This window comes from Streptomyces gamaensis, assembly GCF_042656465.1.
Lineage (GTDB): Bacteria > Actinomycetota > Actinomycetes > Streptomycetales > Streptomycetaceae > Streptomyces > Streptomyces gamaensis.
The window spans coordinates 15,563-37,214 of sequence record NZ_JBHSPB010000035.1 but is presented as its reverse complement, the minus strand read 5'-3'; the positions used below and the strand labels follow the sequence as shown (position 1 = coordinate 37,214).

20 protein-coding genes are annotated in these 21,652 nt (G+C 73.2%); 7 read left to right on the top strand and 13 right to left on the bottom strand.

The features are described 5' to 3' along the window. Nucleotides 1–13 precede the first annotated feature (13 nt). The 8 genes from ACFP1Z_RS32165 to ACFP1Z_RS32130 all read right to left on the bottom strand — a co-directional run bounded on the left by ACFP1Z_RS32165 (nt 14) and on the right by ACFP1Z_RS32130 (nt 9,744). The gene (locus ACFP1Z_RS32165) at nt 14–1,285 is read right to left on the bottom strand and encodes an aKG-HExxH-type peptide beta-hydroxylase (RefSeq protein WP_390321321.1); all 1,272 of its coding nucleotides are present in this window, start codon (nt 1,283–1,285) and stop codon (nt 14–16) included. A 125-nt stretch (nt 1,286–1,410) separates the two neighbouring features. After that, on the bottom strand, nt 1,411–1,623 hold the full coding sequence (locus ACFP1Z_RS32160; RefSeq protein WP_390321319.1) for a hypothetical protein: 213 nt from the start codon (nt 1,621–1,623) through the stop codon (nt 1,411–1,413). Between the two features lie 121 nt (nt 1,624–1,744). Beyond that, nucleotides 1,745–4,804: an SAV_2336 N-terminal domain-related protein gene (locus ACFP1Z_RS32155; protein ID WP_390321317.1), complete on the bottom strand. Its 3,060-nt coding sequence runs from the start codon at nt 4,802–4,804 to the stop codon at nt 1,745–1,747. A gap of 7 nt (nt 4,805–4,811) precedes the next feature. Continuing rightward, nucleotides 4,812–5,831, bottom strand: a complete 1,020-nt coding sequence (locus tag ACFP1Z_RS32150) for an AAA family ATPase (RefSeq protein WP_390321314.1) — start codon at nt 5,829–5,831, stop codon at nt 4,812–4,814. A 150-nt stretch (nt 5,832–5,981) separates the two neighbouring features. Then, entirely contained in the window at nt 5,982–8,054 is a 2,073-nt protein-coding gene (locus ACFP1Z_RS32145; RefSeq protein ID WP_390321311.1) for a VMAP-C domain-containing protein, read from the bottom strand. Further along, entirely contained in the window at nt 8,051–8,488 is a 438-nt protein-coding gene (locus ACFP1Z_RS32140; protein ID WP_390321309.1) for a CU044_2847 family protein, read from the bottom strand. The genes ACFP1Z_RS32145 and ACFP1Z_RS32140 overlap by 4 nt, the downstream gene beginning before the upstream one ends. A gap of 130 nt (nt 8,489–8,618) precedes the next feature. Beyond that, nucleotides 8,619–8,798: a DUF6104 family protein gene (locus tag ACFP1Z_RS32135; protein ID WP_390321306.1), complete on the bottom strand. Its 180-nt coding sequence runs from the start codon at nt 8,796–8,798 to the stop codon at nt 8,619–8,621. Nucleotides 8,799–8,904: 106 nt separating this feature from the next. After that, entirely contained in the window at nt 8,905–9,744 is an 840-nt protein-coding gene (locus ACFP1Z_RS32130) for a hypothetical protein (protein WP_390321304.1), read from the bottom strand. A 108-nt stretch (nt 9,745–9,852) separates the two neighbouring features. On the opposite strand from ACFP1Z_RS32130, the gene ACFP1Z_RS32125 reads away from it, so the two are divergent. Both ACFP1Z_RS32125 and ACFP1Z_RS32120 read left to right on the top strand, forming a co-directional pair. Next, entirely contained in the window at nt 9,853–10,743 is an 891-nt protein-coding gene (locus ACFP1Z_RS32125; RefSeq protein ID WP_390321302.1) for a DUF4097 family beta strand repeat-containing protein, read from the top strand. Next, nucleotides 10,744–11,655 carry a PadR family transcriptional regulator gene (locus ACFP1Z_RS32120; protein ID WP_390321300.1) on the top strand — a complete coding sequence of 304 codons (912 nt, stop codon included), beginning with the start codon at nt 10,744–10,746 and terminating at the stop codon, nt 11,653–11,655. Nucleotides 11,656–11,858: 203 nt separating this feature from the next. Here the strand turns inward: ACFP1Z_RS32120 and ACFP1Z_RS32115 are convergent, their stop codons facing one another. Both ACFP1Z_RS32115 and ACFP1Z_RS32110 read right to left on the bottom strand, forming a co-directional pair. Beyond that, entirely contained in the window at nt 11,859–12,821 is a 963-nt protein-coding gene (locus ACFP1Z_RS32115) for a zinc-binding dehydrogenase (protein WP_390321298.1), read from the bottom strand. A gap of 160 nt (nt 12,822–12,981) precedes the next feature. Beyond that, complete coding sequence (locus ACFP1Z_RS32110) at nt 12,982–14,211, bottom strand: NAD(P)-dependent malic enzyme (protein WP_390321297.1); 1,230 nt, start codon at nt 14,209–14,211, stop codon at nt 12,982–12,984. Between the two features lie 490 nt (nt 14,212–14,701). On the opposite strand from ACFP1Z_RS32110, the gene ACFP1Z_RS32105 reads away from it, so the two are divergent. From ACFP1Z_RS32105 to ACFP1Z_RS32095, 3 genes are all read left to right on the top strand, one after another. Further along, nucleotides 14,702–15,658: an ABC transporter substrate-binding protein gene (locus ACFP1Z_RS32105; RefSeq protein ID WP_390321296.1), complete on the top strand. Its 957-nt coding sequence runs from the start codon at nt 14,702–14,704 to the stop codon at nt 15,656–15,658. Between the two features lie 61 nt (nt 15,659–15,719). Continuing rightward, nucleotides 15,720–16,667 (top strand): amino acid ABC transporter permease, encoded by a 948-nt coding sequence (locus tag ACFP1Z_RS32100; protein WP_390321295.1) that lies wholly within the window; start codon nt 15,720–15,722, stop codon nt 16,665–16,667. 35 nt (nt 16,668–16,702) lie between these two features. Further along, nucleotides 16,703–17,455: an amino acid ABC transporter ATP-binding protein gene (locus ACFP1Z_RS32095; protein WP_390321330.1), complete on the top strand. Its 753-nt coding sequence runs from the start codon at nt 16,703–16,705 to the stop codon at nt 17,453–17,455. Here the strand turns inward: ACFP1Z_RS32095 and ACFP1Z_RS32090 are convergent. Next, nucleotides 17,452–18,054 (bottom strand): hypothetical protein, encoded by a 603-nt coding sequence (locus ACFP1Z_RS32090; protein WP_390321294.1) that lies wholly within the window; start codon nt 18,052–18,054, stop codon nt 17,452–17,454. The two genes, ACFP1Z_RS32095 and ACFP1Z_RS32090, sit on opposite strands and share 4 nt — an antisense overlap. Before the next feature lie 180 nt (nt 18,055–18,234). Between ACFP1Z_RS32090 and ACFP1Z_RS32085 the strand changes: the two genes are divergently transcribed. Further along, complete coding sequence (locus ACFP1Z_RS32085) at nt 18,235–18,882, top strand: CGNR zinc finger domain-containing protein (RefSeq protein ID WP_390321293.1); 648 nt, start codon at nt 18,235–18,237, stop codon at nt 18,880–18,882. On the opposite strand, the gene sodX is transcribed toward ACFP1Z_RS32085, so the two are convergent. Next, a complete protein-coding gene (sodX, locus tag ACFP1Z_RS32080) occupies nt 18,768–19,238 on the bottom strand; it encodes a nickel-type superoxide dismutase maturation protease (protein WP_390321292.1) in 471 nt (156 codons plus the stop codon). The genes ACFP1Z_RS32085 and sodX overlap by 115 nt on opposite strands. A gap of 144 nt (nt 19,239–19,382) precedes the next feature. Between sodX and sodN the strand changes: the two genes are divergently transcribed. Then, nucleotides 19,383–19,778 (top strand): superoxide dismutase, Ni, encoded by a 396-nt coding sequence (gene sodN / locus ACFP1Z_RS32075; RefSeq protein ID WP_390321291.1) that lies wholly within the window; start codon nt 19,383–19,385, stop codon nt 19,776–19,778. 136 nt (nt 19,779–19,914) lie between these two features. Here the strand turns inward: sodN and ACFP1Z_RS32070 are convergent, their stop codons facing one another. Continuing rightward, entirely contained in the window at nt 19,915–21,462 is a 1,548-nt protein-coding gene (locus tag ACFP1Z_RS32070; protein ID WP_390321290.1) for an RICIN domain-containing protein, read from the bottom strand. Between the last annotated feature and the right edge of the window lie 190 nt (nt 21,463–21,652).

The window sequence follows — 21,652 nt, the reverse complement described above, 5'->3', positions numbered from 1 at the left end:
CCGCGTCCCTCACTCACGCTCCGGCGGCCCCGTCCAGGGTCGCGAGGTGCCCCGCCATACCGAGGGCGAACTCCCGCCCGGCCGCTGTCAGTTCATTGGATTCAAGCAGGATGCGCAGGGCTTCCGCGACCTGTCGGCAGTATGAGTCGCGTCGCGTACGGGCGGCGTCACGGGCCCCTGCGGGCAGGGCGGGCCCGGTGGCGGCCCTGGCCCAGAAGTCGGCGAGCCCCAGGTGGGCGTACGTGCCCTGCAGGACGCCCTCGAAGGGGCGCGGGTCGGCCCGCCAGGCCACACGGTGGACGGCTTCCGGGCCGGCGGCGTGCAGCGGCAGCAGGTCGTGCAGCAGGGAGAGCTTGCTGTGCTGCGTCTCGTGGACGAGGACGGCCGCCAGGTCGGCGGCGGTCTCCGGGAGCGCGGCGAGCACGGCGCCGGGGGCGGCCCGGAAGGTCGCGCTGACCCGTGGCGCCCCCTGGGCCGGCTGGTCGAGCGGGACGAGGGCCCGCAGCAGCGCGGTGACCTCGTCGGCCCGCCGCGCGTCGACGCCCCGCAACAGCCCGACCGCCTCCCGCCAGCGCCCCACCCACGGCTCGCTCCGCACCCGCTCCCGGGGCGCGGCGGGCAGCGCGGCGGCGCCGACGCCGGTGGAGGGGGCGCGGTAGGGGTCGAGGTCGTCGAGGTACGCGCCGCTGCCGGGCAGGCGCCGCAGGGCGAGCCAATCGGTGCCGGTGCCGCGGGGGTTGCGTGCCCCGGGGGTTTGTTTCCCCTCCCCGCCCCTTCCCGAAATCGGGGGCTCCGCCCCCGAACCCCCGGCCTCGGCTGGGCCGGAGGGCCTGGGGCGGAGCCCCCACGCGGCGGAGCCGCAAATGGATGCTGCGGGAAGGGGCGGGTAGGGGAAAGAACCCACACGGGCCGGCCGAACCACACGCGGCCCCACCCGCAGCCGCACCGCACCCGCCCCCGTACGCACCGCCCCCACCCCCGGCAGCGTCAACCGCCCCCCAAACACAGGCAGCACCAGCTCGCACGGAAACCCCGCCCGCAAAACCGCCGCCCCCACCACCCCCCCGAAATGCTCCAGCCACCCCGCGAACTCCTCCCCCTCGCAAGCCGCCAGCGCCCCCGCCAGCCACACCCCCACGGACGGATAGTCCAAGGTCTCCCGGACGGCCCGCGCGTCGTGCGCCTCGGCCTGTTCCAGCAACTGCCAGTGCCGGCCGAAGCGTTCCCGCACCGGTTCCGCGACCGGTTCTCGTTCCACGCGGGTCAGCAGGGACTTCAGCAGCACGAGCCGCCGGCTGTGGAGTGCTCGCGCGAGCAGCGCGAGGTCGGCGGCGGCGGGCCGGGTGCGGGCCAGTCGCGCCAGGGTCTGCGGCCGTACGCGCTCCGTCGTGGCCGGGTGGGCGCCGCGGTTCAGGGGTGGCCGACCGATCCGTCGGAGTACCAGGTCTCCCCCAGTTCGCCCGGCTGTCGCAGCGCGCTGTCCACGGCGGCGGTCAGGCCGTCCTCGTCGAGGTCGAGCAGCCGCAGGGAGCGCAGGTCGAGCCCCGTGAGATCGGGGAGCGGCGGGTTCCGGTCGGTGGGCTGCGCGGGGCCGGTGTCCGCGGCTGTGCTGTGCTTCGGCACGCTCGTTCTCCTCCCTGGCCGTGCGCCGTGAGCGGCCCCCGCGGCGGCACGTTTCCTTCCCAACCGCCGTGAAGCGGAAACCTGTTCGGGTCTGGTCGGGTCCGGTCGGGTCGTCGTGGGGTCAGCTCCGTCGGCCGCCCTCCAGCCGGGCTACGGCTTCCCGGGTGGCGCGCGTCTCGGCCCCGGAGATGCGGCCGGGGCGGGCGGCGCAGGCCGCCCACTCGCGGGCGGCGGCGCGGTAGGCGTCCAGGGCGGCCCGGCGGCGGCCCAGACGCTCCAGGATCCGCCCCTTGTGGTGCAGGGCGCGGGCGAGTACGGCGGTGCCCGGTTCGGCCTCCTCGGCGGCCTTGCCGAAGGCGTCGGCCGCCGATTTCAGTGCCGCGTCGGAGAAGGCGGCGGCCGAGGGGAACGGCACGGTGGCCGAGCGCTCGTGGAGGGTGATCCGGGCGCTGCCCAGTTCCAGCCAGGCCTCGGCGCGGGCGGAGCGGTCCGGGGCGTGGCGGGCGGCCTGTTCGAGCAGGTGGACACTCTCGTACAGGTCGGGCAGGAAGCCATGCCCGGCGAACCGCTGCAACAGGGCGCGTGCGAGGAGCAGTTGGATGCGGGGGCGGGCGGGGTCGCGGCCGGGGACCACGACGTACGCCTCGCGCAGGACGGATTCGGCCGACGCGGTGCCGGTCTCTCCCGGTGGGCGGCCGAGGACGGACTCGCCCCACTGCGCGAGGAGTCCGGCGCGTTCGGCGCTGTTGCTGTCGGTGCGGGCGACGGCGGCCTCGTAGGCCTGGTCGGCGTCCGTCCAGGCGTGGGCGTCGGTGGCGACCCGGGCGCGTTCGAGGAGCCGCAGGAGCGGCAGCCGTGTGTCCTCGGGGAGTTCGGCGCGGTCGAGGACGGTGTGGATCTCCTCGGCGGGCGCGCCGGACAGCCGCATCGCTCTGGCGAGGTGCAGGAGGACGGTGCCCAGGAGGGTGGGTGCGGCGCCGTCCGCCTCGAACAGCCGGTGTGCGGAGCGCAGTTCGTGGGCGGCCAGTTCGGCCGAGGCGCGGTCGTAGGAGGTGGCTTCGGCGCGCGAGAGCAGGACGAGGCCCAGTTTCAGGCAGCGGACGGGGTCGTCCGCGGGCAGTGCGGTCAGGACCCGCTCCGCGGTGAGCAGTTGGCCGAGGTCCTGCTCGCGCTGCCAGCGGGTGGTGCACACGTCGGCGAGTTTCAGTCCGGCCCTGGTGTGCAGATCGGTGCCGGGTGCGGTCTGCTCGTGGACGTCGGTGAGCAGGGCTTCGGCCTCCAGCAGGGCCGTGTGTGCCGTCTGCGGGTCGTCGCGGTGCGCGTTCCAGGACCGGATCACCAGGACGCGGCCGAGGAGGAGCCGGGCCCGCTGCCCCGCCGGGCTCTCGTGGCCGTACGCGGCGGCCGCCGTGCGGGCCCGTTCCTGGGCGGCGTCGAGCGTCGCCGGATCCGGTTGCGACTCCCACAGGGCGAACAGCCGTTCCGCCTCGTCGGCCGGATCGCTCTCCTCGCGTGCTGTGACGGGCTGATACCACCGCACCACTCGCGCGGGCACCTCCGCGAACAGTTCCGGCCCGGCGGGGCCCGTACCGGGCTCGGTGTCCTCCGCCGTCCCCGCCGCCCCGGCTCCCGACAGCTGGGCGACCGCCATGGCCGGGAAGTTCCGTGCCCCTTTGCCGAAGTGCCGCTCCACGTAGTCGGAGCAGTGCTTGAGCACCAGGACGGCGGCACCCTGGTCCAGGGACTGCAGCAGCAACTCCCGCACGCCGTCGGCGAACTCGTACCAGTGGCCGGCCGGACCGGCCGTGGCCGTCCCGTCGGGTGCCGGCAGCTCCCACAGCAGCCCGCTCAGCAGGACCTCGGCGAGCTCCATGGGCCCGGTGTCGGGCAGCATCGCCCGTTGCACCAGCTGCATCACGGGCAGGGTGAGCGGTACGGCCGCGAGGTGCACGGCGAGCCGCAGCGCGCCCGGCGTGGCGCTCGCCCGGAAGGCCCGCAGCAGGTCCTCGGGGGGCGGGGCGGCGCCCGGGGCGCCCGGGGGTTCCGGCTGGGCGGGGTGGCGGGGCAGGACCCAGCCGGCGGCGCCGCGCACGGTGGTGCGGCCGGGGCCGGACAGCAGCCGCGCCCAGGCGCCGAGCGCGTCGCGGTGCGGCAGCAGGACGGGCACGGGCAGCGCGCCGCGCGGGGGCGGCGGCGCGTAGCCGGGGAAGTCCCCGGGCTCGAAGCGCAGCCGTCCGCCGGCGGCGGGATCGCGGACGAGGAGCCCGGCCTCGGCGGGCAGCGCGGTGCGCGGCCACAGGCGTGGCGGCAGGGGCTGGACGACGGCGAGCGGGGCGGTCTGCGACCAGTGGTGCAGCAGCCGTTGGGCGGTGCCCTCCCGCCACAGGGGGCCGACGCAGTCGCTGAGGACGAGGGTCAGACAGCGGCCGCTGGGGTCGCGGAACTGGTCGGCGGGGCGCGGCCGGCGGGCGCCGCCGGGCGTGGCGCCGGTGGCGATGACGGGGGCGCCGTCCTCGGAGCGGTGCAGATAGCGCACCTGTACGTCGCGGAAGACGCCCAACTGGGCGCAGGTCTGGCGCAGTTCCTCCAGGGTCCGCTCCCACACAGCCATGGACGGGGAGACGTCCATGAGCAGCTGCATGCTGGTGGCGCGGCGGCCGCCGGGCCGGTAGGCGGGCTGCACGACGCCCGTACGGGCGGCTCTGTCGGCGGTGACGCACTCGTCGAGGGGGCCGGGCGGGGGTGCGGCGAGCGGGCGGTAGCCGCGCAGCGGGCGCAGGGCGCGCTGGAGGTCGAGCAGTCCGGGCAGGGAGGCGGCGGTGGGCGCGCGGACGCCGAAGGCCCGCTCGGTGCGGGCGGGTTGCCGGGGGCCGTGCGCGTACAGGGCGACGGGGCCGGAGCGTTCCGCGCGTTCACCGCCGGCCGTACGGGCCGTACGCGGCGCCGGGTCCCGGGGTGCACGGCCGGACGTTCCGGGGGCGGCCGACGGCTCCGCCGGACGTAACACCGGTAAGTCGCCGTTGCCGGAGGGGACTTCGCCCGTACCCGGCGGTCCGGCGGCCGGTGTGACCCACTGGGCCAGCCACAGCGCGTCCGCGATCTCCTGCGGGGTCAGCTCCAGGCCGCCCTGCCGCAGGCGGGTGACCAGTTGCCCCAGCCGCTGGTCGGGGGGCGGGGTCATGGCCGCATCACCTCGGACGGTCCAGGGGCTGCATGAGCATGTCGGCGAGCCGGTCGCGGGTGACGCGTTCGGCGCGCGGCGCGTGCTGGGTGAGGAAGAGGGCGTTGAGGAGCTGGTCGGCGGCGATGACCTCGCCGGGCTCGCGGTCGAGGAAGCGCTGGATGAGTTCGCCGCCGTCGCGCACGGCGGCGTCCCCGAGGTGGGCGCGGACCATGGCGGTGAGCTGTTCCTCGCCGGGCGCTTCGAGGTCGAGCTGGATGCAGCGGCGCAACAGGGCGGCGGGGAACTCGCGTTCGCCGTTGGAGGTGAGGACGATCAGCGGGAAGGTGGTGCAGCGCACCCGCCCGCCGTGGATCACCGCGCGGGTGCCGTCGTCGGTGAGGACCTCGACCTCGGGTTCGCGGTCGGCGATGCGCTCCAGTTCGGGGAGGGTGAACTCGCCCTCCTCCAGGGCGCCGAGGAGGTCGTTGGGCAGGTCGAGGTCGCCCTTGTCGAGCTCGTCGACGAGCAGGACGCGCGGGGTGCCGGCGGGCAGCAGGGCGGTGCCGAGGGGGCCCAGGCGCACGTACGAGCCGATCGAGTGCCGGGCGGTGCCCTCGGCGTCGCCGCCGACGGCCCGCTCCAGCTGCACATCCTGGAGGCGGGCGATGGCGTCGTAGCGGTAGAGGCCGTCGCGCAGGGTGGTGCGGCTGACGATGGGCCAGCGCAGCACGCGGCCCAGCCCCAGTTCGTGGGCGACGGCGTGGGCGAGCGTGGACTTGCCGGTGCCGGGATTTCCGGTGACGAGCAGGGGGCGGCGCAGGTACAGGGCCGCGTTGACGGCCTCGACCTCCTCGGGGCGCGGGTGGTGGTTCTCCACGAGCCGGCGCTGGACGCCGAGTCTGCGGGCCGCGCTCGCGTCGACGTCGGCGCCCTCCTCGGCGTGCTGGCCGGAGGCGGCGAAGTCGCGCCAGGGCGGGGGCGGCGGCAGGCGCCGTATCCCGTCGTGCGGCAGACCGGCTCCGCGGTAGATGCGCCAATCGTTCACGCTGGGCTCCTCGCTGCTGGTCGCTGGCCGGTCGGCTCCCGGACCCCGTGGGGCTCCCACAGGTACCCGCTCGAAAATACCGGTCGGCGCGCGCGATGCCGAGCCCTCCCTCTGCCGACTGTCGGCTCTTTGCGGCGAATTGACGGATAGTCATCGCCCCGGCGCGGGCCTCGGGGAGGGGGCGCGCAACGGCCCCTCCGGCAGGCCCGTGCGCTCCGGCGGGTCGAGGAGCAGGGCGATCGAGCGGGCCCAGTGCGCCTCGGGGTCGGGCAGTTCGGGGTCGGCGCAGCGGATGCGCAGATTGCGGATGCGCCGGTGCAGGCCGTCGGCGGTCTTCGCCTCGGCCACCAGCCGGGCGACCTGCTCGTGGAATTCGGCGCAATCGTTGTGCTCCGGGGTGCGCCCGCGCCAGATCACCACCGGGTGGCCGGCGGTGAGCGCGACGGCCATGGCGGCGGCGCCGGGGCCGCTGGCGACGGGGCCGCAGTAGACGGGGACGGCGCTGTCCTCGGTGTCGGACAGCCGCGCGTACGCCGCGTGCGGCCCCTCCCTGGCGGGCCCGGAGTGGCCGCGCAGCGGGACCTCGCGGCGCAGCGGCACGGCGGTCATCGGGCCGCGCGCGGTGCCCTTCCAGCGGCGCCGCCACTCGGGGGTCGCGCCCAGGTCGTGGCGGCGGCGGTCGCGCAGTACGACGACGCGGCGGTGGCCGAGCGGCAGCGCGTGCGGGTCGAAGTCGTCCTCGGGGGCGCCGGGCGGGGAGAGCCGCCAGTCGTCGAAGGGGACGTCGAACAGCTCGCGCGGGACGGCCACTTCGAGGGCCGCGAGGTGTTCGCCGACGTCACTGCACCGCAGGGCGGCGGCGATCGGCTCGCGCAGGGCCTCGCTCAACTCCTCGCGCCGCGCGCCCTGTTCGTCGCCGTCGAAGTACTGCGGTCCGTCGGGGCGCAGGAGGATGACGCGCCAGGCGTGGCGGGAGCCGTAGACCGTGCCGTCGATCTCGACGCGGACGTCCGCCAGGGCGGCGTCCGCGGGCTGCCGGCCCTCCCGCGCGGAGCCGGCCGGGTGGCCGGAGAGCAGGGCCTGGATCTCGGCACGCAGCACGTCCGGGAGGCGTTCGGCGGCGGCGGTCACCCAGGCGCACAACTCGCGCAGGGGCGCGTCGTGTTCGGCGGAGCAGGCGCCCCGGACGGCGGCGGCGACGTGCGCCGCGTACAGCAGGACGGCCTCCAGCTCCAGGTCCCGGCCCGCTCCCGCCGCTCCCCCGTCGTGCAGTTCGTACAGCAGGCCCACGCCCTCGCGCCACAGGCGCGGGTCGTGGACGACGCCCGGCTGGTACAGGCTCTGGATGACGCGCTTGCGGGCCTCCTGGACCGGGGCTATCACCTCGCCTGCCGTGCGCGGGGGCGGCAGCGCGGCGAGCCGGGCGAACAGGTGCGCGCGCAGGTCGGGGGTGAGGCCGCCGGTGCCGGCGGGGTGCAGGGTCAGCTGGAGCCGGGCCAGTCCGCCGCCCTCGCCGACGGCCTGGTAGCGGCCCAGGTGGTACTCGTCGTGGGCGCGCAGCAGTTCGTGCAGCAGGGTCAGTCCGGGCCGGTCGTCGGCGAGTTGCCGCAGCGCGGTGATGGGCACGGCGAGCCCGGCGTCGCCCTGGCCGCGCCCCTTGCTGACCCCGATCACAGTGCCGCGCCGCATGTCCACGACGGGCCCGCCCGAGCAGCCGGCGACGGGGATCTCGCCGCGCAGCAGCATGCCGGCGCCGCGCGGTCCGTCCTCGCCGCGTGCCTCGCCCAGGCCGTGGCGCAGCGCCGGTTCGCCCAGCTCGCGGGACCAGCCGTACAGGCCGACGGGGGCGGGGACGACCACCGAGCGCTCGCTCAGCCACAGGCACTCGGTGCCCTCGGCGTGCTCGGCGCCCTCGGCCCGGACCAGGGCCAGGTCGGGCAACGGCCAGCTGCGGGGCGGGGCCTGGGGATCGCGGGGCGGCCGCAGCACGAGGGCGACGGTGCCCGGGGTCGTGTGCTCCCGCCAGTCGGTGACGTCGACGGGCGTACGGCCGGCGAGGACGTCGCCGCCGCCGTTGCCCACGACGTGGGCACAGGTGAGCAGCCAGCCGGGGGCGACGAAGAAGCCGCTGCCCCAGAAGCGCTCGCCGGTGGTGTCCTGCGCGCCGCCCGGCGCGGAGATCCGCACGACGGCCCGGCGGACGAGCGCGTCCAGCGCGTTCACGGGGCCGCCGGGGTGCCGGCGGCGGGGTGCGTGCCGCGTTCGGACCAGGTCAGGGAGACCTTGATGGACGCCTTGCCCTCCCCGTCCGCGAGGAGGCTGACGACCTTGCCGGCCTTGGCGGACAGCTCGATGCCGAACTCGACGGTGACCTCGTCGGGGGCGGCGCCGGTCAGGCCGCGGCGTACGGAGCCGACGACGCCGCGCACCACGTCACCGACGCCGTCGGCGAGGTCCGCGACGCGCTGCGCGGCGCTGGAGTCGGTGTAGGGGCCGTCGGCGGGTACGAACGAGGAGTCGGCGTAAGGGGATTGGCCGGAATCCGTGTCGCCCCGGCCCGGTGGCAGGAGTCCGTTCTCCTGCGCCTGTGAGACGCGTGCCCAGACGACCGTGCCGTCGTCGAGCCGCACTTGAGTGATCCCGCCGGCCACGCGCACCCCCGCGTTCCCCCGCTCCCCAAGAATTCGAGGGCAGCAGGCTAGTGCGCGCGCGAGGCCATGGCCAGAACCCGGGGAGCGGCCGGGGGTTGTTCCCGGCCGGTGCCGCCGTGCTCCTGCCGGCCCTCGCTTATTCGTCGTCCTCGTCGTCCAGCCGGGCCAGCCACGTCGCGAGCCGCTCGATCGGCACCTCGAAGTCCGGGTTGAGGTCGACGAACGTCCGCAGCTGCTCGGCGACCCAGCCGAGGGAGACCTCCTCCTCGCCGCGCCGGTTCTCCAGCTCCTCGATGCCGCGGTCGGTGAAGTACAACGTGCTCTCCGTCAGAGGTTCATGGGCCCGTGACCTGGGCCGGGGACTGTCGGTCCCAGGATAGGCGGGGCGTGCGGGACGGCACGGCCGGGTGGGGTCCGGGCGGTCAGCCGCGGCCGTCCTCCCGGGCCCGCCACCAGTCGTAGGCCAGGGTCAGCGCCCCGTCCGCGAGGAGGGCGCAGCCGGCCGCCGTCCAGGTGCGGCGGGCGCGGCGGGCCGGTTCGCGGGCCCACAGGGTCAGGGCCAGGCCGGCGGCGATCTCGGCGGCGCCCAGGGCGCGGGCACGCGGGCCGCGGGTCCAGGCGCCGAGCGGGGAGCGCTCGGCCGCGTCCAGCCCGGCGCGCACGGCCTCGCGCCAGCCCGGCCAGTCCACGGCCTCCGTGGCCGGCAGGGCACCCACGGCGGCGCGCAGCCCGGCCGCGTGCACCCCCGGGGCGAGGCCCGGCGGCAGGGTCAGGCCCGTACGGGAGAGGACGGCGATCAGGCCGAGGGAGCGGGCGTAGGCGTTCGCGTCCGGGTCGGGGCCGCAGAGCCGGTCGAGGGCGGCGCCGTCCAGCACGGGGTCGAGGCCGAGGCGGGCGCGCAGCGCGGTCATCGCCTCCTCCGGCCCGTCGGGGGTGCCGTCCGCGAGCCACGCGTAGCCGACGGTGCGGCGGAAGCCGGCGGCGACGGCGAAGCCCGCCCCCTCCTCGTCCCACCACAGGCCGACGACGGGCCAGGACTCGGCGACGGCCAGGGCGTGCGCCCAGCCGGCGGTGGCGGCGGCCAGGCCGTCGCTCCCGGCGCGCCAGGCGTCCTCGCCGGGGATCAGCACGCTCCAGCCGTCCCCGGCCGGGGCCAGGAGCAGCGGTTCGTTCAGGAGCTGCGCGGAGGGGCGCACGAGAGCGGGCTCTGCCCGGCACAGCAGCAGGACTCCGGCCGCGCGGCGGTGATCGGTTGCGGACATGCGTCAAAGCTAAAGCACCGGCCGCCCTTGACTTCACCCGACCGCGATATATCGTGTTTTCAGAAAGACGCGATAGGTTGCGTCGCCCGCCGCCAAGGAGGCCCGGAGATGCCGGTCCAGTCCCACCCGTCGTCATGGTCACTGCCCGCACCGCAGAAGATCGCCTTCGAGGAGCCGGTCACGGCCGTCGCCGTGCGTCTCGTCGGCGGCGCGGTCAATGTCGTCGGCACCGACTCCGCGCCCGCCGGCCTGGAGCTCACGCTGATCGACGGCCCGCCGCTGACCGCGACCCTCGACGGCGGCGTCCTCACCGTCACTTACGACGACCTGCCCTGGAGCTGGGAGTCGCTGAAGAAGATGGGCCTGCCCAAGGGGCTGCGTGCCAAGGACTGGCACCGCCGGGCCGAGCTGACCCTCACCGTCCCGAAGGCCGCCGGGGTCGACGTCTCCGTCGTCTCCGCGAGCACGGTCGTCTCCCACGTCGGCGGGGCCACGCGGCTGCGCGGCGTCTCCGGCGACAGCACGCTCCTGGGGCTCACCGGCGAGGTGAACGCCGACACCGTCTCGGGCCGGCTGGAGGCCCAGGCCCTCGCCGGCGACCTGCGCTTCAAGTCCGTCGGCGGCGGCCTCACGCTCGTCGAGAGCACGGGCGGCGCCGTCCACGCCGACTCCGTCAGCGGCGACTTCGTCATCGGCCTCGCCCCCACGGCCTCCGCCCCCGACCTCGACCTGACCACCGTCTCCGGCGAGATCGCCATCCGGCTGCCGCGGCCCGCCGACGCCGAGGTCGACGCGGGCACCACGAGCGGGGCGCTCTCGTGCACCTTCGACGAGCTGCGCGTGAGCAACCAGTTCATGGCCAAGCGGGTCACCGGCCGGCTGGGCGCGGGCCGGGGCCGGCTGAAGGCCACCACGGTCTCCGGCTCGGTGGCGCTGCTGCGCGGCCCGGGACCCGACGAGACCCCCGACGCGCCCGTCGCCCTGGGAAAGGTGCTGTAGATGCCCCCCGTCTTCGCGCACGGCCGGCTGCGGCTGTATCTGCTCAAACTGCTCGACGAGGCACCGCGCCACGGCTACGAGATCATCCGCCTGCTGGAGGAGCGCTTCCGCGGGCTGTACGCGCCCTCGGCCGGCACGGTCTACCCCCGGCTGGCCAAGCTGGAGGCCGAGGGCCTGGTCACGTACGCCACCGAGGGCGGCCGCAAGGTGTACTCCATCACCGAGGCCGGCCGGGCCGAACTCGCCGACCGGCAGGGCGAGCTGGCCGAGCTGGAGCTGGAGATCCACGAGTCCGTCGCCGCCCTCGCCGCCGACATCCGGGAGGACGTGCGCGGCGCGGCCGGTGATCTGCGCCGCGAGATGCAGGAGGAGGCACGCCGGGCCCGCGCGGGCGGCGGGGACGGGGGGGCCGACGCGTTCGAGGCGTGGAAGGAGGACCTCAAGCGCGCCAAGGAGCAGTGGCAGGAGCAGGCGCGCCGCGCCAAGGAGGAGTCCCGCCGCGCCCGCCAGGACGCGCAGGCGGCCCGGCGGGCCGCCCGGCAGGCCCGCGACCACGCCCGCGAGGAGGTGCGGCGCATCAGCGACCGCGTCCAGGAGCAGGTCAGGGAGCATGCCCGGCACGGCGACTGGCCGACCGCCGTCGTCGAGGGCATCAGCGCCTTCGCGCAGGAAATGGGGGCGATGGCGACACCGGCCGACCGCACGGCGGCTTCACCGATGCCCGCCTGGGCGGCGGCCGAGGACACCCGCTCCGGCGACCCGGCCCGCGACCTGGACCGCCTCCTGGACCGCTTCCGCGACGACATCCGCGACGCGGCGCGCGACCATGGGGTGACCGCCGGTCAACTGGCGGAGGCGCGGGAGCAGTTGGCTCAGGCGGCGGCACGGATCGGGGCACTGCTGCGGGGGTGAGCTTGGGGGCATATCCAGCCCGTCCGGCGTTTGAGGACGAGCGGCGCAGCCGCGATACGGGGTCCGGGGCGGAGCCCCCTGGGGGCACCTCCCAGCGGTAGCTGGGGGAGGGAAGGGGCGGGGCTGGGGAACAAGCCCGCCGCAGGCGCCACCCACCCGCACCCGGCAACGGCGCCCCCGTACCCCCCGCCCCGACCGGCAGGTCACACCGTCAGCACGACCTTCCCGAACAACCCCCCGCTCTCCATCCGTTCGAACCCCTCCCGCGCCCGCTCCAGCGGCAGGACCGAGTCGATGACCGGCCGCACCCCGGTGGCGGCGCAGAACGCGAGGAGGTCCGCCAGCTCCTCCTTCGTGCCCATGGTCGAGCCGACGATCTTCAGCTCCAGGAAGAAGATGCGGTTGAGTTCGGCGGAGGCCGGGGAGGGGCCGCTGGTCGCCCCGGAGATCACCAGAGTGCCGCCGGGCCGGAGGGACTTGACCGAGTGCGACCAGGTGGCCGCCCCGACCGTCTCGATGACCGCGTCCACCCGACGCGGCAGCCGCGCCCCGGGCTCGAACGCGGCCTCCGCGCCGAGTTCGACGGCGCGGCGCCGCTTGGCCTCGTCGCGGCTGGTCGCGAAGACCCGCAGCCCGGCCGCCGCGCCCAGGGCGATCGCGGCCGTGGCGACGCCGCCGCCGGCGCCCTGCACGAGCACGCTCTCGCCGGGGCGCACCCCGGCGTTGGTGAACAGCATGCGGTACGCGGTCAGCCAGGCGGTCGGCAGACAGGCTGCCTCCTCGAAGGAGAGCTCCTTCGGCTTGGGCAGCACGTTCCAGGCGGGCACGGCAACGCGTTCGGCGAAGGTGCCCTGGTAGCGCTCGGTGAGGATGGAGCGCGGCTCGCGCGGGCCGACGCCGTGGCCGGTCTGGCCGATGACGGAGTGGAGGACGACCTCGTTGCCGTCCTCGTCGACGCCGGCGGCGTCGCAGCCGAGGATCATCGGCAGGACCTCCTCACCGAGGCCGACCCCGCGCAGGGACCACAGGTCGTGGTGGTTGAGGGAGGCGGCCCTGACGTGGACGACCGTCCACCCGGGCGGCGCCTCGGGCTCGGGACGCTCCCCCAACTCCAGCCCGCGCAGGGGCTGCTCACGGTCGATATGTGCGGCATAGGCGGCGAACATGATCCGAACCTAGCCCTGTGGGCCGGTTCGGGAAACCGCCCGCGGGTGTGACCCGCACCGCTGATGCCTTCGGCGGCGCCGTTCGGGGGCGCTGCCCCCGAACCCCCGGTCCTCAAGCGCCGGACGGGCTTGTTTCAAGCCCGTCCGGCGCCGAGAGGCGTCAACGCCGCGCCACCCCGTCCCGCCGAGCCGCCGCGGCCACGGCCGCCGTCACCGCGGGAGCGACCCGCTCGTCGAACGGCGAGGGGATCACGCAGTCCGCGCTCAGCTCGTCCGCGACGACGGCCGCCAGCGCGTCGGCGGCGGCCAGCTTCATGCCCTCGGTGATGCGGGAGGCCCGCACCTGGAGGGCGCCCGCGAAGATGCCGGGGAAGGCGAGCACGTTGTTGATCTGGTTCGGGTAGTCGCTGCGGCCGGTGGCGACGACGGCCGCGTGCCTGCGGGCGACGTCGGGGTGGATCTCCGGCGTCGGGTTCGCCATGGCGAAGATCAGCGCGTCCTTGGCCATCGTGGCGACGGCCGTTTCCGGCACGGTGCCGCCGGAGACGCCGATGAACACGTCGGCCCCGTCGAGCGCGGACTCCAACGACCCGCTGCGGCCCGCCTTGTTGGTGAAGCCGGCGAGTTCGCGCTTGACGTCGGTGAGGTCCGTACGGTCGGCGGAGACGATGCCCTTGCGGTCGCACACGACGACGTCGCCGATGCCGGCCTCGGTGAGGATCCGGGCGATGGCCACCCCGGCCGCGCCCGCGCCGGAGATGACGGCGCGCAGCTCGCCGAGCGTACGGCCGGTGAGCCGGGCGGCGTTGCGCAGCGCGGCGAGGGTGACGACGGCGGTGCCGTGCTGGTCGTCGTGGAAGACGGGGATGTCCACGCGCTCCTGGAGCCGCCGCTCGACCTCGAAGCAGCGGGGCGCGGAGATGTCCTCCAGGTTGATGCCGCCGAAGGACGGCGCGAGGCGGGCGATCGTCTCGACGAGCTCGTCGACCTCCCGGCAGTCCAGGGCGATCGGCACCGCGTCCACGCCGCCGAACTGCTTGAAGAGGATGGCCTTGCCCTCCATGACGGGCAGGGAGGCCTCCGGGCCGATGTCCCCGAGGCCGAGCACCGCGCTGCCGTCCGTGACCACGGCCACGACCTGGGACTTCCAGGTGTAGTCGTGGACGAGCCCGGGCTGCTCGGCGATGGCGCTGCACACCTTGGCGACGCCCGGCGTGTAGGCGAGGGACAGGTCGTCCTTGTCGCGCACGGGCACGGTCGCCCGGATCGCCATCTTGCCGCCCCGGTGCAGGGCGAAGGCCGGGTCGAAGAACCCGTCCTGGGCCCCTTCGGGACCACTGCCGCCCTCGTTGACGCTCTCGCTCCGAGGATTCACGATCTCCGCTGCCACTTTGTTTGACCCCTTTGTCGATTTCTGTCGAGGGTAGCCGCCCCGGGGTGCGGGTCGGTGGGGCACGGTGCCCGGGCTCCGGTCTACGCGGCGGTAACAACCAGGAAGCTACGCACGGGTAACAGCATGCGCGCAAAGACGGCGGGCGGGGAACTCGACGAAGGGGGTGGGCGATTCGCCTTCCGCCCGGTATCCGCGCCGGCTTCTCGGCGGCCGCGGACCGGCCCGGTACCGCACGGGGATCGCCCGTTATCCGATTTTGACACGGAGAGCCCCCCGAACGGTGCGGTCCGGGTGGCAAGATGCCCAGACCACACGGGGTCGCGGCACCCGATGCCAGGTGCCCCACGCCCCCGTGTGCGCACGGCGCGCGCCACCGTGCGCCGGGTTGTGGGCAGTTGTGCCCGTTGCGTAGTTGTGCAGTTGCAGTGCAGTGCTGAACGCAGAGTCGAAGAGTCGGCCGTCCCCTCACCCGCGGGAGGAACCAGCAATGACCGCAAGCACCATCCATCGCCCGGCCGCTGCCGCCAGGAGCCGGCTGGCTGCCGCCGGCGCGATCGCGGTCGCCGGCGCCCTGCTGCTGTCGGCCTGTGGCGACCAGACGAAGAAGTCCGGCGGGAAGGAGCCGGGGTCCGCGGCCTCCGCCGCCCCGCTGTTCGACAAGCTGCCGCAGGCGGTCAAGGACGCCAAGGTGATCAAGGTGGGTTCGGACATCGCCTACCCGCCGGTGGAGTTCCGCAAGGAGGGCAAGGTCATCGGCCTGGACCCGGACCTCGCCGACGCGATGGGCAAGCAGCTGGGCGTGCGCTTCGAGTTCAACAACTCGACCTTCGACAGCCTGCTGGCGGGCCTGCGTTCCAAGCGCTACGACGTCGCGATGTCGGCGATGACCGACAACAAGGACCGCCAGAACGGCGTCGACCCGTCCACCAACAAGAAGGTCGGCGAGGGCGTCGACTTCGTCGACTACTTCCAGGCCGGTGTCTCCATCTACACCGTCAAGGGCAAGTCCGAGGGCATCAAGGGCTGGCCGGACCTGTGCGGCAAGAAGGTCGTGGTGCAGCGCGGCACCGTCTCCGACGACCTGACCAAGAAGCAGTCCGAGAAGTGCGGCGACAACAAGATCTCCATCGAGGCGTTCGAGGACGACATCCAGGCGCAGACCCGGCTGCGCGGCGGCGGCGCCGACGCGGGCGCCTCCGACTTCCCCGTCGCCGCGTACGCGGTCAAGACCTCCGGCGGCGGCAACGACTTCGAGCTCGTCGGCGACCAGGTGCAGGCGGCCCCGTACGGGATCGCGCTGCCCAAGGAACAGACGCAGCTGCGCGACGCACTCAAGGAAGCCCTCGACGCGATCATCAAGAACGGCGAGTACCAGAAGATCCTGAACAAGTGGGGAGTGGCCGACGGGGCGCTCAAGGAGGCCCGGGTCAACGGCGGTTCGTGACGGTGCCGCAGCCGCCGCGCACCGCCGTGTACCGCCGCCAGCAGCTCGAAAGGCCACACCCGTGACGACAGACAACGACAAGGCGGAGCCCCCCGCCGAGCAACCGCCACCGCCCGCCGCCGCCCGCGCCGGGACGATCAAGGCGATTCCCGTGCGCCACTACGGACGGTGGGTCTCCGCCGCCGTGGCGCTCGCCGTCCTGGCCCTGCTGATCAACGCGTTCGCGCAGGGCAGGCTCAACTGGGGTGCCGTCCCCGACTACTTCTTCGACGCCGACATCCTCAAGGGCGTCCGCAACACCATCTGGATCACCGTCGCCTCCATGGTCGTGGGCGTCGCCCTCGGCATCGTGCTCGCCGTGATGCGGCTGTCGAAGAACCCGGTGACCTCGTCGGTGGCGTGGGCGTACATCTGGTTCTTCCGCGGGACGCCCGTCTACGTACAGCTGCTCGTCTGGTTCAACCTGGGCCTGGTCTTCGAGTACGTCAACCTCGGCCCCATCTACAAGGACTACTGGTCCTCGTTCATGACGCCCTTCCTCGCGGCGCTCCTCGGCCTCGGCCTGAACGAGGCCGCGTACATGGCGGAGATCTGCCGGGCCGGCATCCAGTCCGTCGACGAGGGGCAGACCGAGGCCGCGCACGCGCTGGGCATGAGCCACGCGAAGACGCTGCGGCGCGTGGTGCTGCCGCAGGCGATGCGGGTCATCGTGCCGCCGACGGGCAACGAGTTCATCAACATGCTCAAGACCACCTCGCTGGTCATCGCCGTGCAGTACTACGACCTGCTGCAGGCGGCCACCAACGTCGGCCGGGTCTCCGGCGCGACCGTCGAGATGCTCTTCCTCGCCGCCGCCTGGTACCTGGTCCTCACCAGCGTGCTCAGCGTCGGCCAGTACTACCTGGAGCGGCGGTTCGCGCGCGGTGCGCAGCGCCAGCTCCCGCCCACCCCGTGGCAGAAGGTGCGGGCCAACCTGCTCTCCCTGCGCCGCCCCCAGGAGGTGCGATGACCACCGCGACATCCGCCGCGAAGAAGGCCACGGCCATGGTGAAGGCCGAGGGCGTGCGCAAGTCCTTCGGCGCCGTCGAGGTCCTCAAGGGCATCGACCTGGAGGTCGCCCCGCGCGAGGTGTTCTGCGTCATCGGCCCCTCCGGCTCCGGCAAGTCCACCTTCCTGCGGTGCATCAACCACCTGGAGAAGATCAACGCCGGGCGGCTGTACGTCGACGGGCAGCTCGTCGGCTACCGCCAGCAGGGCAACAGGCTCCACGAGCTGAAGGACCGCGAGGTCGCCGAGCAGCGCCGCGACATCGGCATGGTCTTCCAGCGCTTCAATCTCTTCCCGCACATGACGGCGCTGGAGAACGTCATGGAGGCGCCGGTCCAGGTCAAGGGCGAGACGAAGTCCGTCGCCCGCGAACGGGCGGTGCGCCTGCTGGACCGGGTGGGCCTGGCGGACAAGGCCGCCGGCTATCCCTCCCAGCTCTCCGGCGGCCAGCAGCAGCGCGTGGCCATCGCCCGGGCCCTGGCCATGGAGCCGAAGCTCATGCTCTTCGACGAGCCGACCTCCGCCCTGGACCCCGAGCTCGTCGGCGACGTCCTCGACGTCATGCGTTCCCTCGCCGAGGACGGCATGACGATGATCGTGGTCACGCACGAGATGGGCTTCGCCCGCGAGGTCGGGGACTCGCTGGTGTTCATGGACGACGGGGTCGTGGTCGAGTCGGGCGACCCGCGCCAGGTGCTGACGCGCCCGCGGCACGAGCGGACGAAGTCGTTCCTGTCGAAGGTGCTTTAGGGAACCCGCGGCGGAGCGGTACGCCGCCGCCGGCGCCCCGCGACGAGGACGGTCCCCACCGCCAGCGCGGCGGCCCCGCCGCAGCCGGCGGCCCAGGGCACCCACGCGTCGGAGCCGGCGCCGGTGCCGCCGTGGACCGTCAACTGCGCGGTGCTGGTGTGCTGTCCGTGATGGCTGACGACGGTCACGGTGTACGTACCGGACGCGGTGCCGTAGGGCACGGTGACGTGGCCGACGTACACCGTGGCCCCGTCGTCGCACTTGCAGCCGGGGTCGTCCGGGCTGCCGGGCGGGGTGAGCCGCATCCGCGAACTCGCCGCGAAGCGGGGCGACTTCAGGGGGAGGGTGTCCTCGTCCGGTGCGGCGCGGTCGTCCGAGAGGATCACCGTCACCTTCTCACCGGGCCGCACCCGCGCGGGCTCCAGGGCGAACCGGCGGATCTGCGCGGGCCCGCCGTCCTCACCCCGGGGCCCGGCCGGCGGACCGGGGGCGGAGGGCCAGGGCGAGGGCGAGGGGGCGACGAGCGCGAGGAGGGCGGCGAGCACGGCCCACAGGACCAGGGCACGCGACGACGGCTTGCCTGAAGTCTGCGACGGCACCGGTTCACGATATTCTCCGCATGAACATGATCAGCAGGGCGCGAGGGGCGCCCTCCCGCGAATCCACCGCGCCGTAATACCCTCGTCTCACGACCGTCCATTACCAGGGCGCAGAACGCCGGGCACAGGACCCAGAACACAGGACACAGGACGCAAGGACCGGCCGGAGAAGGACCCCACGTGGAACTCGCCTACTACTCGGACTACGCCGTGCGGCTGGTCAACAGCGAGGAGCCCCGGCGCGGCACCGACGCGCTCACCTCCGTCGAGGCCGTACGCGCCCTGTTCGGCGAGAACCGGCAGACCGCCCGCCGGGCCACCGACGCCGACGTGACCCGGCTGCGCGCGGTACGGGCCCGGCTGCGCGCGGTCTTCGAGGCCGCCGACGAGGGCGACGAGGTACGGGCCGTGGACCTGCTCAACGCGCTGATGATGGAGTTCCCGGTCAGCCCGCGCATCTCCGGGCACGAGTACCGCGACGAGGACGGCCGCCCCAAGTGGCACATGCACATCGCCGACCACGCGGCCAACGCCGGGGCCGGCTACGCGGCGACGGCCTGCATGGGGCTCGCCTTCCACCTCACCGAGCTCGGCATCGACCGGCTCGGCATCTGCCAGGCGCCACCCTGCCGCAACGCCTACGTCGACACCTCCACCAACCGCTCGCGCCGCTACTGCTCCGACCGCTGCGCGACCCGCGCCAACGTCGCCGCCTACCGGGCCCGCAAACGCCGCGAGAGCCGCGAGAGCGTGTCCGTCGGCGAGCCCGAGCGCACCGGACGCAGCGCCGAGACCAGCCAGGACAGCAGCGTGCCCACAGAGCGCTGACCCGCCTCCGGCGGCCTGCGCAGCCGCACCCACGCACGGGCCACCACGAAGTCCTCGGGCACCGCGCCGAACTCCCGGCTGTCGTTCTCCACCAGCGGGTTGTCCCCCATCACCCACCAGCCGCCCGCCCGCCGCTCGACGGCACGCTTGACGATCAGCAGGTCCTGCCGGAACGGGTGCCGCAGCACCACCACGTCCCCGGGCCGCACCGCCGCCCCGTACTGCACGACCAGCTGGTCCCCCGGGTTCAACGTCGGCACCATCGACGGGTTGTAGACCTCGGCCAGCCCGATCCGCAGCAGTCCGCGACGCTCGCGGTCCAGCTCCTGCCCGCGTTCGTCCACTTGCTCCTGCACTGCGGCACCTCCTGGTCCCTTTCCTCCACACGTCCCAGCCTGACACCGGACTTTTGTCCTAAGCACCCCGGGGCACCCGGGAAAAGCCTTCCCACACCGAGTAATCTCGCACCTGAGAAGACGATCACGAGGAAGGACAGCTTCATGCTCTCCCGTCTGTTCGCGCCCAAGGTGCGGGTCAGCGCCCACTGCGACCTGCCCTGCGGCGTCTACGACCCGGCCCAGGCCCGGATCGAGGCCGAGTCGGTCAAGGCCGTCCAGGAGAAGTACCAGGCCAACGAGGACACCGACTTCCGCACCCGCGCCCTGATCATCAAGGAGCAGCGCGCGGAGCTGGCCAAGCACCACGTCTCGGTGCTGTGGAGCGACTACTTCAAGGCCCCGCACTTCGAGAAGTACCCGCAGCTGCACCAGCTGGTCAACGACACCCTCAAGGCCCTGAGCGCCGCGAAGGCGTCCAACGACCCGAAGACGGGCGAGAAGGCGCTGGAGCTCATCGCCGAGATCGACCGCATCTTCTGGGAGACGAAGAAGGCGTAAGCCCTTCTTCCGGGCCCTTCAGGCTTTCCGGTCTTTCCGGGTAACGCCGCACCCGGTACCGCGTCGTTCGCGGTACCGGGTGCGGCTTTTCTACTGCTGCAACGGTCTCGTCAAAGCTTCTCCAAGCCCAGGCCCATCACCACAGCAACCACAGCGAGGCCTCCTCGCGCGGCACCGTCCTCAGCGGTTGCGCGGGGCCATCGGTCCGCAGGCATCCGCCGTTGACGGCGCAGATCGTGAAGGCACTGGAGCTGTACCTGCTCGGCGTGAAGGTCCAGCGCTGGTTGTCCGCACCGTTGGATCCGCTGACGTGCCAGAGGTTGACCGAGTGGTTGCCGAGGTCGGTGTCCAGGACCTGGCCGCCGCGCTGCGGGTCCTTCTCGATGAGGTACTGGCCGTTGCCCTTGTCCCAGAGAACCCACTGCTGGTTCTGATTCCCCTGGACGTAGTCGGAGGAGTAGACACGGCTGCCGTTCGCGGTGTTGCCACCCCACTGGTCGACGGCCTCCCGCATGCCGAAGGCATAGACGAAGCGCACGGTCTTGCCGTGGCCGGGCTGTCCGTCGGAATTTCCGCCGTTGTTGCCGCCGTTGCTTTCGCCGCCATTGTTGGAGCCACCGCCGGTGACCCCGATCGGGAGATCTCGGCTGGTCATCGAGGGGACGAGCGTTGCCGGCGGTTCCTCGTTGCAGTTGAACGCCTTGTACCTGATCTCACCCGCGTCGTCACTGTCCTCCATGTGAACCCTCGTACTGACATTGTGCTGGTTCACACCAGAGACGGGGTACTTCAGGACGATCTTGTAGTAGCCGTCCGTATTCATGTACCGGGCGCCGACGTGGTAGGCGGCCAGCTTCATGTGCTTGTTGATGTTCAGAGGAACGGACCCGCCATAGGTGTGCGACTGGGTCCACTTGTGCCCATAGGACGACTCAAGCTTGACGGAAACCTTCGCGAAGAGGCTCGCCACGGCTCCCGTCTCCGCCGTCAGACCGGTGGTGACGGAGACACTGTCCTCCCCCGTACGCGAATTGGACCACGTGTACGTCGGAGTTTGCGGCAACGGGGTGTCCGCGTCACAGGTGTTGCCGACGAACACCCGGGTGGCCGGGTACGAGTCGGGCTGGTAGGACGTGTTGACGTACTCACAGGTAGCCGTATTGTCACTGTTGCCCGGGTAGTACCCCTGGGCGCAGGCCCTCAGCCATTCCTTGTCGTCAACGGTCTTGGGCCAGTCGGCGTTCCACTTCTGGGCGTCAGTTCCGTTGCAGTTGTACGCCTGAAGCTCCTTCCCGTCCTTGAAATCCGAGGACGGGACGTCTACGCAAACCTTCTCGGAGTCATAGTTGTCAATGGTGGTTCCCTTGTAGTTGTGGTACCACCACCGCTGCGATTCACTGATGCGTCTCGTTTGGCAGAGCTCGGCCACGAGAGGTTTTTCACCGGCCACCGATCCGCCCTCGATGCCCAGGCATTGCCTCGTGGCCTTGTTGATGATCTGGAAGGTTCCGCCGTTCCAGTACCAGACCTGCGGATCCGTTCCGTTGCAGGTCCGCAGCCGGACTTTGGAGCCCTCGGCGGTCATGCACAGATCAGGGGAGCTGTCCGATGTGAAACTCAGCCATGATGAATCGGCATCGGCCTGCGCTGAGGGCGCTCCGAGTGCGACGAGGCCGAACGACATGCAGAGCGCCAGAAATGCGCCCAGATGTCTCCGGAAGGAACTTCTTGCGTTCACGGTTCTCCGTGGGATTCGTGCGAAATTGCGACGGAGGCGAGCCGGTCCGTACGAGCGGCGTGCTCGATCACCGCGTTCGCCAAGCGGCCGGCGTCGGCCTCCCGCCCTGCCGTGACGATCACGCCGCACAGCGGTT